The sequence below is a fragment of the Mycolicibacterium peregrinum genome (assembly GCF_001665625.1).
In the GTDB taxonomy this organism is placed as follows: Bacteria; Actinomycetota; Actinomycetes; order Mycobacteriales; family Mycobacteriaceae; genus Mycobacterium; species Mycobacterium peregrinum_B.
In genome coordinates this window covers 1-14,330 of sequence record NZ_LZSY01000179.1, presented here as the reverse complement: position 1 = coordinate 14,330, position 14,330 = coordinate 1, and the positions used below count along the sequence as shown (strand labels likewise).

Here is a 14,330-nt window from a genome sequence, read left to right as displayed (position 1 = left end):
CATCGCATGTGACGATTTCGTCAGAATGAGAGGGGTCAGGGATGAACGACCTGGTCGGCGCGCATAACGAACTCCACAGCGAGCAGGGCGCCGTGAAAGGCGAGCATTGCGGGCGATCCCGCAACCCCGTGATCAAGGTGGCTGATATCGCCTGGCTGGAGTTCGAGAAACCGGACCTTCAGCGGGCCGAGGCGTTCGCGGTCGCGTTCGGTTTCGCCACCTTGCTGCGAACCGCCGATGAACTGTATCTGCGTGGAAGCGATTCGACCGCGCCGTGCGTGATCATCCGCCGCGGCACCCGGAGCAGGTTCCTCGGGGTCGCGTTCGCCGCTACCGACGAGGCGGACCTGCAGCGGCTGGCCACCGCGACCGGCGCACGAACCAGGTCGCTACCCGCAGCCATCGGCGGCATGGCGGTCGATCTGATCGACCCCAGCGGGGTGCCGGTGCACGTGGTGTCGGGGATGCACTCCCTCGACCCGTTGCCGTCACAGACTCCGCATCGCTACAACATGGGGCACGACATTCACCGCGTCAACGCCACCCAACGCCCGCGTCGGGAGCCGACCACGGTGCAACGGCTCGGTCACCTCGTCATGCAGTCGACGAAATACCTTGAGACGCTGGACTGGTATCTCGACACCCTCGGCATGATCGTCAGCGACTTCCTCTACTTCCCGGGTCAGCGCAGCCGGGGACCGGCCATGAGCTTCATTCGATGCGACAGAGGCGCGACGCCCGCTGATCACCACACGCTGGCGCTGGCCCTCGGACCACAGAACCGCTACGTGCACTCCGCCTATCAGGTATGCGATCTCGATGCGCTGGCCGCCGGCGGCGAATACCTCACGGAGCGTGGATATTTCCGGTCCTGGGGAATCGGGCGACACATCCAGGGCAGTCAGCTCTTCGACTACTGGCGTGATCCTGATGGCTTCATGGTCGAGCACTTCACCGATGGCGACTTGTTCGACTCAACCCTTGAACCGGGTTGGGCCCCGTTCGCCGCCTCGGGCCTGGCCCAGTGGGGACCACCGGCGAGCAAGGACTTCCTCGGCACAAATCCGAAATCCCTACCACACGAAGCACAGTCGATCTTCGCAGCCCTGCGAGGCGACAACGAATTCGATATCAACCGCCTCATCGGCCTGCTGAAAGTAGCGAACTCATGACCATCTCAATCCTGCGCACCGCCGACGCCTGGTGGGTCCAGACCGCCACCGGCGCCGTGCGAATCGACACCTCGGCCACGACCACCGGAGAGCTGCTAGCCGATCGGACCGCCGTAGACGCCGCGACGCGTGGCGGGGAGGCGGTGCCTGTCGACAGCCTCGATCTGCTCTCCCCTGTGACCGCTCCCTGCCGGGTGGTTGCCCAGATGACCAACTTCGCCTCGCATGTCAAAGACGCCGGTATGGACCCAAAGACCATCCCGCTCACCTTTTTTCGCAAGACGTCGGGTTCCATCAGTGGCCCGTTCGACGACATCGTCAAGCCGCAGCACGTCAAGTTTCTCGACTACGAGGTGGAGATCGGTCTGGTCATCGGACGCGAGCTGCCCGTTGGCACCGAGGTGACCGAGTCGAACCTGCCCGACCATGTCGCCGGCCTGGTCGTCACCAACGATGTCTCCGCCCGGGATATTCAGCTTCCGCAAACGCAGTTCTATGAAGCCAAGTCGTACCCGACATTCACGCCGGTCGGTCCGGCGCTGGTCTTGTTGACGGCTGACGAGCTCAAGCGGTTCGGCGACCTGCGCCTGGAGCTGCGGGTGAGCGGTGAGGTTCGCCAGAACAGGCTGGTCGATGGCGACATGATCTACAAACCCCTACAGGCACTGCAGTCATTGGCCCGGTTCCAACACCTCAGTCCCGGTGACCTCGTCTTGACCGGCACGCCTGCGGGTACGGCCTTGAGCGCGCCGCCCAAGCCTGTCGAGATCATCGGATCGCTGCTGCCTCCGGCCATGAAGTGGAAGGCGTTCTTCTCGCGTCAAGCCGGCAATCCCAAGTATCTGCAGCACGGGGACGTCGTGGAACTGTCGGTGACTACCGACGACGGTGCCATCGACCTCGGCACCCAGCGCACCTCGGTGCGGTACACGTGAACGCGGACCTGTTGTGGCCGCGCCATGCCACACCGGGCGACATCGGCGCCATCGAGCGCGTCCCACTGGCCGACCGGGGCCTGCCGAACTCGACATATGCGGTGCTGCAGCGGGCAGCCACGTTGTGGCCCGACCGCGCCGCGATCAGCGCCATGCCCGATGCCGATCGATGGCGACAGGCAAGCACGCGGACGTTCAGCGAACTGTTGGCGGACGTGCACCGAGCCGCAAACATGCTGCGTCAGAAGGGCGTTCAGCGGCACACCCCGGTCGCAATGATCAGCCCCAACTGTGATGAGCTGATCACGGCCACGCTGGCCGCGCAGCTGGCGGGCATCGCCGCGCCGGTCAACGGCGCTCTGTCGAGCGACCACATCGCGCATCTGGTCGAACGCTCGGGCGCACGAACGCTGGTGGCCGCCGGTCCCGAACTGGACGAAGCCAGCTGGCGGGCCGCCGAGCATCTGGTGGCTGCAGGGGTGATCGACACCGTTCTCTTGCTGCGCCCCAACGGAGGTCGCGATGCGTCGGCGCCCGTTCCGGCGATCGAAGGCGCAACAGTGCACTACTTCAGCGACTTCCGACCCGGAGATGACGGTTTGACCTTCGACGGTGAAGCCCCGTCGTCCACCGATCTGGCCGCCCTGTTCCACACCGGCGGAACAACCGGCAAGCCGAAACCGGCGGCCCATACCCATGCCAACGAGGTCACCGACGCCTGGATGATCGCCGCCAACACTGTGCTCGACCAGGACTCCGTCTTGTTCGCGGGCCTACCGCTGTTCCATGTGAACGCGCTCGTGGTGACATTGCTGGCGCCCATGCTGCGCGGCCAGCACGCGGTGTGGGCCGGCCCGCTCGGATACCGGGACCCGGCTCTGTACCCGAACTTCTGGAAGATCGTGGCGCACCACGGCATCAGCGCCACGAGCGCGGTGCCGACCGTATATGCGGTGCTGTCGAAATGCCCCGTGGACGCCGACATCTCCAGCCTGCGCTACGCGTTGGTGGGTGCCTCAGCGCTGCCGGCAGCGGTTCGCTCCGATTTCGAATCACACACCGGGGTGCCTCTGATCGAAGGCTACGGGCTGACCGAAGGAACGTGTGTCAGCGCGCGCAGTTTCCCCGACCACCCTCGCCCCGGCTCGGTAGGCCAGCGGCTGCCCTACCAACTCGTCAAAACGGTCAGGATCGATGACGACGGCCAATGGCACGACCTGCCGGCCGGCGAGACGGGAAACCTTGCGATCAGCGGACCCACCGTTTTTCCCGGTTACGTCACCGCCCGCACCAACAACGGCTACGTGCTCGACGGGCTCGGAAAACTGAACGGCGGCTGGCAGGACACCGGCGACCTGGCCTGGGTTGACGGCGACGGGTTTGTCCATCTGACCGGTCGGGCCAAAGACCTCATCATCCGCGGCGGGCACAACATCGACCCGGCGATGATCGAAGACGCGCTCCTGGACCATCCGGACGTCACGGACGCCGCGGCAGTCGGACGTCCCGACGTCCATTCCGGCGAGGTGCCAGTGGCGTATGTGACACTTCGCCCCGACGCTACCGTCACTCCGGAATCGTTGCGGCAGTGGGCCGTCGAGCACGTCAGTGAGAGTGCGGCCGCGCCGAAATCGGTGATCATCATCGATACCATCCCGGTCACCGCCGTCGGCAAGCCCTACAAGCCCCCGCTGCGCGCCGACGCCACTCGCAGCGCAATCCGTGACGCGCTGGTCACTGTGCCCGGCGTCGTCGACGTCGAGGTAGCCGTCGACGACGGAGCCATCGTGGTGACCGTGGTCGTCGACGCCGGCGCCGACACCGAGGCCATTGCCGCGCCCCTGGGTCGCTACGCGCTCGCGTGGGACATCAAGGAACAACCATGACCGATCCCTCCGCGAGCTGTTCAACGAAATCCGTGCCCGTTGTCGTCGTCGGAGCGGGGCCGACCGGCATCACCGCGGCGACGTTGCTCGCGGACTACGGCGTACCCACGCTGGTTCTCGACCGCTGGGAATCGGTCTATCCCCAGCCACGCGCGGTCCACCTCGATGACGAGATTCATCGCATCCTCGCCCGCCTCGGCGTGGCCGAAGAGTTCGCCGCGATATCCCGACCAGCGCTCGGGCTGCGTCTGCTCGACCAGAACCACCACGCGCTGGCACAGTTCGACCGCGACCCGGCCCGCAGCCGGCACGGCTTCCCGCAGGCCAACATGTTCGACCAACCCGAGCTGGAGAAGCTGCTGCGCGCCAACCTGGCCAAGCGTCCAAATGTGAAGCTGCGCGGCAATTCCGAGGTCATCGACGTCACCCAGCACGAATCCGGCCGCGTGCGGGTGACCTACGCCGACCGTGCCACCGGAACGGAGCATGTCGTCGAAGCCGGCTACGTGTTGGGCTGCGACGGGGCCAACAGCATCGTGCGAGCCGCCATCGGTGCGGCCATGGAAGACCTGCGCTTCGAGCAGCGCTGGCTGGTGGCCGATGTGGTCACCGAGGCCGAGCTCGATCAGTGGGATGGTGTGCATCAGGTATGCGATCCCGTTCGGGCTGCGACCTACATGCGGATCGGGTCCGACCGCTACCGCTGGGAATTTCGGCTGCTGTCTTCGGAAACTGCGGCCGACTTCAGCACGATGGCGACCCTGCGGCCCCTGGTCGCCCCATGGGTCGGCGATCTCGTCGACGATGAACTCGAGGTCGTACGCGTCACCGAGTACACCTTTCGCGCACAGATCGCCGACAAATGGCGGGAACAGAACGTGCTCATCCTCGGCGACGCCGCCCACCTCACACCGCCTTTCATCGGGCAAGGCATGGGAGCAGGCCTGCGCGACGCGATGAACGTGGCATGGAAGGTAGCCGGCGTGATCAACGGAGATCTACCCGAGGCCCTGCTGTCGACCTACGAGCAGGAACGGAAACCCCACGCGCGCAGCATGATCGGTCTGGCATTGGCCATGGGGTGGGCAATGACAGCCGGTGGTCATGCGGGAAACATGGTGCGGCGCACCGTCGCACCCCGGCTGCAGTTGATACCCGGCCTCCGCGACAAACTCACCGATGGCACCACCCCCCGCCTGCACGAGTCGGCATTGGTCATCAGAAGCCGCGGCCCCCGCCACCTCGCCGGGACTTTGTGTCCCAACCCGGTTCTGGCCGATGGACAGCGCCTGGACACGCTGCTGGGCAACAGCTTTGCGCTCGTCACCACCACACGCCCGCTCGCGTTCCAATGCACCACACTCGAAGAACACGGCATCGTCGTGCACGTCGCCGAACCCGGGGGCGAGCTGGAACGGTGGCTACGCGACGGGCATGCCACCGCCGCTGTCGTCCGGCCTGACCGCACGGTCATGTGCTCGGGCCGTGCCGTAGGGAAACTGTGTGCGGCCATACCGGGGATCATGTCGTCCACTCTGGAAGCTCGGGAACGCAGCGCCCACCCACCCATCCAGACCAGTTAGGCGATCGCTCATGTCATCCACTCCCCTGGTGGACGTCCACGCGCACTTCCTCACCGACGAATACGTCGCCGCCGCGATCGCTGCAGGCATCGAACATCCTGACGGCATGCCGCAATGGCCCTGCTGGAGCGCAGAACAGCACCTTTCACTGATGCAGGACAACGCAATCCGGCACGCCATCCTGTCGCTCTCCTCTCCCGGCGTGTCGTTTGCCGGTGCGGCCGACGCACCCGCACTGGCGCGGCACGTCAACGACGTCGCAGCCCGCACGGTCGCCGCGCATCCTGAGCGCTTCTCCTTCTTCGCCTCGCTTCCACTCCCCGACGTGGATGCCGCCATCAGCGAAGCCATACGAGCAACGGATATTCATGGGGCGGCGGGTGTCGTGCTTCTGAGCAACAACGGCGGACGCTACCTCGGCGACGAATCGCTGGCACCGTTGTGGGAATGCCTGACAACCGATGCCCAGCTGCAGCGCATGTGGTTCGACACGGCCGGGCATCCACTGCCGACGCAAGCCGGAGTGCTTCGGGACGTAGTCGGGTCCAACCGCATTCTTTACGGCAGCGACTACTGCTGGACGCCGGCGTTTGCCGTAGGCCAGCAGATCGCCGCCCTTGACTCCGACCCCGAAACCGACTGGCGGGCGGTGACATCCGCGAACGCACACGAGTTCCTTCAATGCCGAGCGTGAGCAACAGCGATCCTTCGCCGTCCTACCGGACGCTCCACGCGTAATCGTCCACCGCCAAAGTCATGAGAGGACCATCAATGCGACGCCCACCTGCCGGCCTCCCCATCTACGAACCCGACATCTACTCTGTCGACGCCATCACCGACCCCTACCCCCACTACCAGCGAATGCGTGACCTCGGTCCGGTGGTGTGGCTGGCGAAGCAACGGGCGTATGCGGTGCCGCGTTATGCCGAGTGCAAATCGGCGCTACGCGACGACAAGACCTTTCTCTCGGGCCACGGTGTGGCACTGAATCCGATCACCAACCGAATGTCGCACGGCACCACGCTCAACAGCGATGGTGTCGAGCACGAACAACGCCGCAAGCGCGTCGCGCACCGCATGCTGCCACGTGCTCTGCGTGCCATCAGCGACACCGTCGATGACACGGCCCGTAGCGTCGTTGAAACTGCGCTCCACAAGCGCGAGATCGACGGTGTCAACGACCTCGCGGCCGCGCTGCCGCTGGCCGTCGTGCCCGACCTCATCGGTTGGCCCCGCGATCAACGCGATCACCTGGTTGCCTGGGCCGGAGCGACGTTCGACGTACTCGGTCCGCTCAACTGGCAGGCGATCAAGGCAGTACCCAAAACTATACGTATGCTGCGGTTCGCCCGGCGCGTGGTTCGCGAGCGCAACGTCATCGAGGGCAGCATGGCGGATGAGCTGCTTGCCGCCGCGGACGAAGGCAAACTGGCGCACCACGAGTGCCCGCCGTTGCTCGTCGACTACATCGCCCCGTCGATCGATACCACGATGAGCGCTATCGCCAATGCGCTGAATCTTTTCGCCAACCACCCCGACCAGTGGCAACTGCTCAAAGACGAACCCGACCTCTTGCCAAACGCCGTCAATGAAACCATCCGCTACGAGCCACCGCTGCGCGCCTTTGCGCGGAGCACCGCGCAGCCCACTGAAATCGCTGGAGTGCCAATCGCCTGGGGCGCGCGAGTCCTGGTGATCTATGCCTCGGCCAATCGTGACGAACGCGAGTGGGAAAACCCAGCGGACTTCGACATCCGACGTGACGGCCGGCGTCACGTCGGTTTCGGACACGGTGCCCACGCCTGCGCCGGACAGGGCTTGGCGCGCTTGGAAACAACCGCGATGTTGCGGGCGCTGCTCGAGCGCGTGGAGCGGATCGAGCTAGCGGGTACGCCCAAATGGGCGGTCAACAACATCATCCGCCGCCACGAGCACTTGCCTCTCAAGCTGATTGCCGCATAGGCGCACGTAACAGAGGGCGAGCTCAAGCCCGAATCAATTTCCCGGCAGTCGCGGCAACCCAACTGAGTTCCTTGTGGAAGATGTCGCTGTGCGCACCCGATGGGCCGTCCTCCTTGGCCACCACGTCCGACGAATCCAGACTCAGGATCTGACCGGGCTGGAACGGGTACGTCGTGCCCTCATCGTCCAGGGGCAGTATGTCGGTCCGAAACGCCCCGAGCGCCCCCATGGCCCGCCAGCGCGCCAAGGGATCCTCGATGCCGGCCGCATCCTCGCCGGCCGTCAGTGACGCCAGCGGGTAGAACGTCCCCAATGCCTTGTCGTGGCTGGAGAAGCAGACGGCCATCGGACCGTCGATCCGGGCCAGCCGCCCGACCAGGGCGCCATCCCCGTCCCGGAACGGCAGCCCCTTGGTGAAGGTGAACCGGGAGAACGCACCCTGCAGCAGAGTCACCGATTTCACCGGTGACGGTGTCCGATCGGCGATCCCGTCGAGCGCGAACGACACCAGCCGGGCACCGAAGCTGTGGCCGACCAGATGAATCCGCAGATTCGGGTGGGCGCCGACCAGGTCATCGATTGCCGGGCCCAGCCCGTCCTTGCCGACGACACCGGCACGGTTCTTCATCTTCCAGTAGCTCAGCTGGCGCAGGACTTCCTTGGCACCGTGCCAGATCTTGCTGCCCAGATCGCCGAGACCGGCCTCACCTCCCCCGCCGTCGCCGAACTGCGCGCCGGCGTCGGCCAACCGGTCGGCGAATTTGTTGAAGACGTCGACAGGGGGGCGCTGTTCGTCGAGCATGCCCGGGACCTGCACCGGCTTGTCCTCCTCACCGTCGTCGAAGCCGGTTTTGGTGGCCGCGTTGAACTTCCGCAACTCCTCGAACATCTTTCCGGCCCGCTCAGCGGTGGGCGGTTGTTCCAACAGGGCAGCGATGGCATCCAGATGTTCGCTGCCGTCGGGGAACATGTCCTTGAGATCCCTCAGCTCGGCGGGATCGATGGTGGCCGGCCCGGCCACCGTCACTGCCCGCTCGTCCAGCGCCGCCGCGCCCCCTCCGTCCGCTGCCGACGCATCGTCGAAGTCCGGAATCGGTTCGTCGCGCCACAGCTGCGACGGCCAGCGGATACCGACGAAACCGACCTTGCGGTCCGGATCGAGCTGGTCGGCGAGCAGCCCGAACCAGCGGGCATACAACGACTCCGCCGCCGCCTCGTCGTTGTTCCAGCCGTGCGAGAAGAGCACCAGATCGGTGATCCCCTCCGCACCGATACTGTCGCGCAGTTCGGACAGCGTTGCCTCATCGACATCACCGTCGGCGTCGAATACCAACCGCCACAACGGCCTGCCTTTGATGGATTCGGTCATGTCGACTCCTTGAGACTCGTGAATGAACTCGTCAGACGGACTGCAACGCACGCATCAGATCCAGCAGACCGCCGCCCTGGAATGCCGGGTCCCGGCCGAGGGAGGTAGCCGATTCGGTGAAGATGCGTTTGATCTCCTCCGGGTTCCCGATGAGCTCGCGCTGGACGGACAGAAATGCCGCAACCGCACCGGATACGTGCGGTGCTGCCATGCTCGTCCCGGTGGCCTCGATGTAGATCGCCGCGCTCTGCGGCGGGGCGTCGGTCTGCCGCAGCACATCGCTGCGGAATTTGCCTGCCGCGACCGACGTGATGCGCTCACCGGGAGCCAACAGATCTGGTTTGCACCGACCATCGCCGGTCGGCCCCTTGGACGAGAAGTAGGAGACTCCGGACGTGTGCGGAGCGTCGCGGTGCGTCGACCCCACGGTGATCGCCCGCTGGGCGTTGCCGGGGTCGTTGATCGTCATGCCCGCGCTGAATTTCGTGACGTCGGTGGTGAACAGCGGATTGAGCGACACGTATCCGCTGTTGCCCGCCGCGGCGACCACGACCACCCCCGACCGCACGGTCTTGTCGACCTCGATACACAGCGGACTCTGCCCGCACGCGAACCATTCCGCCGCGAACTCGTATCCCAGACTCAGGTTCACACCGTGGATGCGGGGCATCCGCTCGCTCGCCGCATTGACTTCCCGGACGTAGGCGAGGGCGCGCATCACCCGGCTCACCCGCGAGGCTTTCTCGCCGGGACCCAACACCTTGAGACTGACCAGCTTGGCCTCCGGAGCCATCCCCGCCAGCCGACTGGGATCGCTGACCACCCGCTTTTGCAGTATGGGTATATCGCCTTCGGGTGCACCGACATTGAAACGCTTTTCTGCCACATACACAGCGTCGGCGGTCTTGCCGACCAGCCCTCCGGCGATGATGCCCGCCACGTGGGATCCGTGCCCGTCGGCATCCTGCAGGGCGGTCGGTGCGAATGCCTTCTCGCCACCGGACACGGTGAAATCCCGGTGCAGGTCATGCACCGCGGGATCACTCACGGTGGCGTGGTCGGTGAAGTGCGGATGCGTCTCGTCAATCCCGGAATCGACCACCGCCCAGACGATTCCCGACCCATAGCAGGCAAAGGCCCGCTGCGCCGGGACCGCCTTGACGGTGTTGCCGGAGGAATCGATCTGGGGGTGGGCATCGAAGTCTGGCCAGATCCGGTAGACCGCCCGCTCTGGCCAGCTCTGCGGCACGGAATCCGCCGACACCAGGCCCTCGATCTGCCTGGTCGTCAACTCGCCGACCATGAACTGGTCGGCCACCTCGAGCGGTTCGCCTGGTCCGTCCAACAGTCGCCACAGCTCACGCACGCGGGCGACCGCTGCCGCCACGCCTTCGGCGTAGCGCAGGTTCAGCTCGATCATGATCGGCCACAACGTTTCCCGAGCCTTCTCCGGATCCTCGCCGGGGCCCACCACGAACTTCTCCCGCAGCGGCGGGGTGATCACCCCGGCCACCAACAGGTCGCGGTGCGGCGGCTGCTCGGCCGGGGCCGGTGCCACGGTGCGGGCCCGCTCGGGGGGCGTCATCGCCTGTGAGCACGCCTGCTCGGCGGCGGTCCGACCGGCCGGGGTCAACCGCACGATCGGCTGCGCCGCATCAGCCCCGGCCTTCTTCGCCGGCCTGCGCCGCGTCGCCAGTTTCTGGTGCACCAGTTGATCGACGGCAGCGTCCACACTGCGATGCCACCGGGGCGCCCCGTCTACGCCGAGGCGATCATCGGGGTCGAAACGTGAGGCAAACCGGGCGGCCACCGCCTCAAGCAGCTTTTGCGGACTGGCGTCGATCTCCTTGGCCGCCAGGCCCGACAGGGCGCACTGCACCCGAACGGCCCAGATTTCACTGTCAGCAGGACTCACCACGACACCTCGGAACTGTGCTCGATCCAGTAGAAGGCATTCAATACAGGATCGGACATTGTGGAGGCGGTCGTGTGCCAAATCGACATGCTGACGATCCTGGCTCGATTCGGGCCACGCGGCACGAGTAGCCGACTACCCGAATCACTCATGGCATCCCCTCGTCGACCGGTCCCCGGAATCGGAGCGCACCCACTGCTTACGCGCGTCGGTTCCGTCGCGGCCGCACATCGGAAAACTCACGTAGTCGATTACTCGATACCGCGGGTCGGCGGGTTCCTTACCATCGGTTGACACGCCAGTCACTCGGGGCAGTAGGGGAAGTGCCATGAATACGCTTGAGTCGAATTTTCAAGTGGCCCCGAACTTCCTGCTGTACAGGCAGATCTGACCCGGCGAACACATCATGCAACACCACGTCTTCGCCATCGTCGCGGTACGGGCATGGACCGAACTGCTCTCCGAATGGATCCACCGCATCCCAGAATTCGAGATGGTGGGGACCGCGACCGATGCCACAGCCGCACTGGGCGACCTGGCGCGGATCGACCCGCCCGTCGACATCGTGGTGATCGAGGTCAGTACCCGCTTGGCGCTGGAGTCCGCAGCAGCGCTACGCCGCTGCGACCCGCCGCGAAAACTGATCGCGGTCGCACTCGATGACGATCCCGGTCAGGCGATGGCCTGGGCAAGCGCGGGCGCGGCAGGACTGGTCGGACGCAACGCCTCCGTCGACCAGCTGTGTCACGCCCTGGTCAATGTGTCCCGGGGTGCGGCGCACTGCTCCGACGAGATCTCGGGCGCCCTACTTCGCGGCATCGAGGCCAACGGCGGCCGACGCGCGGGCGGGCAGAGCAACTGCCTCACCGAGCGGGAGCAGGAAGTGGCCTGGCTGTTGGCACACGGGCTGACCAACAAGGAGATCGCCGACCACCTGCACATCTCCCCCGGCACGGTGAAAAGCCATGTCCACAACGTGATCTGCAAACTCGGTGTGCGGCGCCGGGCCTACGTGGCCCGCAAGCTCAGCCACGGCGCGGACGCGCCGAGAATCAGGGATTCTGCGCCGGCGCAGGCCGGACATATGGGCGCAACGGAGGGGGGCAGGTATTCCACCGGCGCTGCTCTCGAAGGATGGCCGACTCACCGCCCGAGTTGAGGTCGAGCTCGCGGATCAGCCTGCGATGCTCGGCCCGTAGTCCGTCCTGACGTTCCTTGACCGCGAACAGATCCTGACGCATCTGCTCGATGCTTCTCTTGCTCCGCTTTGATGCCATGTCTTTCGTGTTACTGCCGCGCCGTCGGCAATGTCAATGCCGACGATGGGAAATCGACCGAAAGATATAGGCCGAGTTCGCCGCTCGGTACATCCGCCACCCCCACAGGGGGCACGGGCAAGATCCATCCGAAGGCCAATTGTGGGACGCCCTGCTGCCGCGCACGATTGCGCTATGAACCAGGTGCAGGCTACCGAGCCACCGCAGACCGTGCGGGCGGCCGACACCGACTACATCCTCGGTGAGCTGAAGTCACTGCGGGACAGCATAATTCCCGACCCCGAGGTGTGCATCGCGATTCTGGACGGGCCGGTCGATCTTGCCCACCCGTGCTTTGCCGACGCCCGGATCACCCGTACGGATTCGCTCGTCCTCGACGAGGCCGGCCCCGGCGCGATGTCGGGCCACGGCACCCACGTGGCCAGCATCATTTTCGGGCAACCGGCCACCGGAGCACTGGGCCTGGCCGCCGGATGTCGCGGCGTGGTGGTCCCGATCTTCACCGACACCAGTGGACACCTCTCACAACTCGACCTCGCCCGGGCCATCGAACGCGCCATGATGAGCGGGGCAGATGTGATCAATATCAGCGGTGGCGAACTCGTCGAGCTCGGAGAAGCGGATCCCCTGCTCGCCCGCACCGTCGAGGCGTGCGAGCGCAACGGCGTGCTCATCGTTGCCGCAGCCGGCAATGACGGGTGTGATTGCCTGCACGTTCCTGCCGCTCTGCCCAACGTGCTGGCCGTCGGCGCACTGGGTCGAAACGGAGTTGCGTTGCCGTCGAGCAACTTCGGTGACCGGTATGCACGGGGCGGCGTGCTGGCGCCGGGCGAGGCGATTCCCGGCGCCATACCGGGCGGCACGATCGCCGAACTCACCGGTTCAAGTTTCGCCACCCCGATCGTGAGCGCCCTGGCCGCGCTGCTCCTCTCCGCTCAGCGGCGGCGAGACGGCAGCACCGACGTTGCCGAGGTGCGACGGGCAGTGATCGCCAGCGCGCTGGCCTGTGCCCGAGATTCAGACCCCCGCTGCCTGGCGGGAATTCTCAACGTTCACGGCGCACACGCGCTGATCACACAAGGAGACAAAGTGACCGACATGGCAACCACACCGATCCCCCACGTCGCGAGTTCAGGAATCGACGCGACACCAACCGATTCCGGGCTGATGAATCCCGGGCCGTCGCCGATACCACCCGATGCCGTTCCGGTCCCGACCGGAGTCGCGCCGTCGTGCGGTGGAGCCCCTTGCTCATGCGGATCCACGGCATCCCAGGAGGCCACGACCGCATCGGCCGCGCACGAGGCGCCGACCCCGCCGCAGTCAGCCCACCCGATACCGGTGTCAAACGTGTTCGCACTGGGCAATATCGGGTTCGACTTCGGTACCGAAGCCCGTCGCGACGGTTTCCGCCAACTCATGCCGATGGCAGAGAGCTCCGACGAGACACCGATCGTGACCGAACCCAACCCGTACGACGCGGTCCAGCTCGCCAACTACCTCGACAAGCACCCGTGGGAATCGACCAAGCTCATCTGGACGATGAACCTGAACCTCACCCCGATCTATGCGATCGAGGCCGAGGTCACCTACCACGAAGCCGTCTACGAGATGCTGCGCTATGCGTTGCGTTGTCAGGTGCTCCCGGCCGAGGACGACGACTTCGTCTCTCGGGTATCGCTTCCCGGTGTCCTCACCAACCGCACGGTGACAACGTTCGCCGGGCAACGCCTTCCGGTGATCGTCGTGCAGCGCCGAGGGCTGTACACCTGGAACGAGAACAACCTCGTCAAGGCGGTGCTGGGTGCGATCGACTTCGACAAGCTGACCAACCAGCTCGGCATCGACCGGTCCAAGGCCGAGTCCCGCACCGAACTCAAACTGCGGCAGATGCTCGACAAGGTGTACTACGAGCTTCGCAATCTCGGCTCGTCGTCGGCGGATCGCGCGATCAATTACACCGCCACCAACGCCTTCATCTTCTCGGACGTGATGGCCAAGGGACTGCTGGCCGGCGAGTTGGTCGACGGCGATGTCACCAGCCTGTACTCACTGGAGAGCATCAGTGCGGTCAAGAGTCCGTTCGGTCGGCTCGACTGCGATTGCTGGGACGTCAAGATCACGTTCTTCTCGCCGGAGAACGAACGACGGGCCCGGGTGGTCTATCAGGCCACCGTCGACGTCAGCGACCCGTGGCCGGTGCAGCTGGCTCCCATCCATCAGTACCTGAT

Annotated in this window: 10 protein-coding genes; 8 read left to right on the top strand and 2 right to left on the bottom strand. The window is 65.5% G+C overall.

The window, feature by feature from the left end:
* Positions 1–41: 41 nt before the first annotated feature.
* From A5779_RS28755 to A5779_RS28730, 6 genes are all read left to right on the top strand, one after another.
* A complete protein-coding gene (locus A5779_RS28755) occupies positions 42–1,172 on the top strand; it encodes a VOC family protein (protein ID WP_064887137.1) in 1,131 nt (376 codons plus the stop codon).
* A complete protein-coding gene (locus tag A5779_RS28750) occupies positions 1,169–2,107 on the top strand; it encodes a fumarylacetoacetate hydrolase family protein (protein ID WP_064887136.1) in 939 nt (312 codons plus the stop codon). Before A5779_RS28755 ends, A5779_RS28750 begins: the two co-directional genes overlap by 4 nt.
* A complete protein-coding gene (locus A5779_RS28745; RefSeq protein WP_064887135.1) occupies positions 2,104–3,993 on the top strand; it encodes an acyl-CoA synthetase in 1,890 nt (629 codons plus the stop codon). The genes A5779_RS28750 and A5779_RS28745 overlap by 4 nt, the downstream gene beginning before the upstream one ends.
* On the top strand, positions 3,990–5,576 hold the full coding sequence (gene mhpA / locus A5779_RS28740) for a bifunctional 3-(3-hydroxy-phenyl)propionate/3-hydroxycinnamic acid hydroxylase MhpA (RefSeq protein WP_064887134.1): 1,587 nt from the start codon (positions 3,990–3,992) through the stop codon (positions 5,574–5,576). The genes A5779_RS28745 and mhpA overlap by 4 nt, the downstream gene beginning before the upstream one ends.
* Before the next feature lie 10 nt (positions 5,577–5,586).
* Positions 5,587–6,270 carry an amidohydrolase family protein gene (locus tag A5779_RS28735; protein WP_064887133.1) on the top strand — a complete coding sequence of 228 codons (684 nt, stop codon included), beginning with the start codon at positions 5,587–5,589 and terminating at the stop codon, positions 6,268–6,270.
* 77 nt (positions 6,271–6,347) lie between these two features.
* Positions 6,348–7,538, top strand: a complete 1,191-nt coding sequence (locus A5779_RS28730) for a cytochrome P450 (protein WP_064887132.1) — start codon at positions 6,348–6,350, stop codon at positions 7,536–7,538.
* Positions 7,539–7,560: 22 nt separating this feature from the next.
* Here the strand turns inward: A5779_RS28730 and A5779_RS28725 are convergent, their stop codons facing one another.
* Together A5779_RS28725 and A5779_RS28720 are read right to left on the bottom strand one after the other, a co-directional pair.
* Positions 7,561–8,907, bottom strand: a complete 1,347-nt coding sequence (locus tag A5779_RS28725) for an alpha/beta fold hydrolase (RefSeq protein ID WP_064887131.1) — start codon at positions 8,905–8,907, stop codon at positions 7,561–7,563.
* 31 nt (positions 8,908–8,938) lie between these two features.
* A complete protein-coding gene (locus A5779_RS28720; RefSeq protein WP_064887197.1) occupies positions 8,939–10,822 on the bottom strand; it encodes a S8 family peptidase in 1,884 nt (627 codons plus the stop codon).
* 406 nt (positions 10,823–11,228) lie between these two features.
* Between A5779_RS28720 and A5779_RS28715 the strand changes: the two genes are divergently transcribed.
* Both A5779_RS28715 and A5779_RS28710 read left to right on the top strand, forming a co-directional pair.
* On the top strand, positions 11,229–11,981 hold the full coding sequence (locus A5779_RS28715) for a response regulator transcription factor (RefSeq protein WP_064887130.1): 753 nt from the start codon (positions 11,229–11,231) through the stop codon (positions 11,979–11,981).
* Positions 11,982–12,273: 292 nt separating this feature from the next.
* Positions 12,274–14,330: PatA/PatG family cyanobactin maturation protease (locus tag A5779_RS28710; protein ID WP_064887129.1), on the top strand; the 2,057-nt coding region annotated here is incomplete at its 3' end.

What these genes read in the sequence shown, in the direction of transcription:
- A5779_RS28735 (WP_064887133.1), top strand. Translation starts at nt 5,587, where the DNA reads ATGTCATCCACTCCCCTGGTGGACGTCCACGCGCACTTCCTCACCGAC.
- A5779_RS28730 (WP_064887132.1), top strand. Translation starts at nt 6,348, where the DNA reads ATGCGACGCCCACCTGCCGGCCTCCCCATCTACGAACCCGACATCTAC.
- mhpA (WP_064887134.1), top strand. Translation starts at nt 3,990, where the DNA reads ATGACCGATCCCTCCGCGAGCTGTTCAACGAAATCCGTGCCCGTTGTC.
- A5779_RS28755 (WP_064887137.1), top strand. Translation starts at nt 42, where the DNA reads ATGAACGACCTGGTCGGCGCGCATAACGAACTCCACAGCGAGCAGGGC.
- A5779_RS28750 (WP_064887136.1), top strand. Translation starts at nt 1,169, where the DNA reads ATGACCATCTCAATCCTGCGCACCGCCGACGCCTGGTGGGTCCAGACC.
- A5779_RS28715 (WP_064887130.1), top strand. Translation starts at nt 11,229, where the DNA reads ATGCAACACCACGTCTTCGCCATCGTCGCGGTACGGGCATGGACCGAA.
- A5779_RS28725 (WP_064887131.1), bottom strand. Translation starts at nt 8,907, where the DNA reads ATGACCGAATCCATCAAAGGCAGGCCGTTGTGGCGGTTGGTATTCGAC.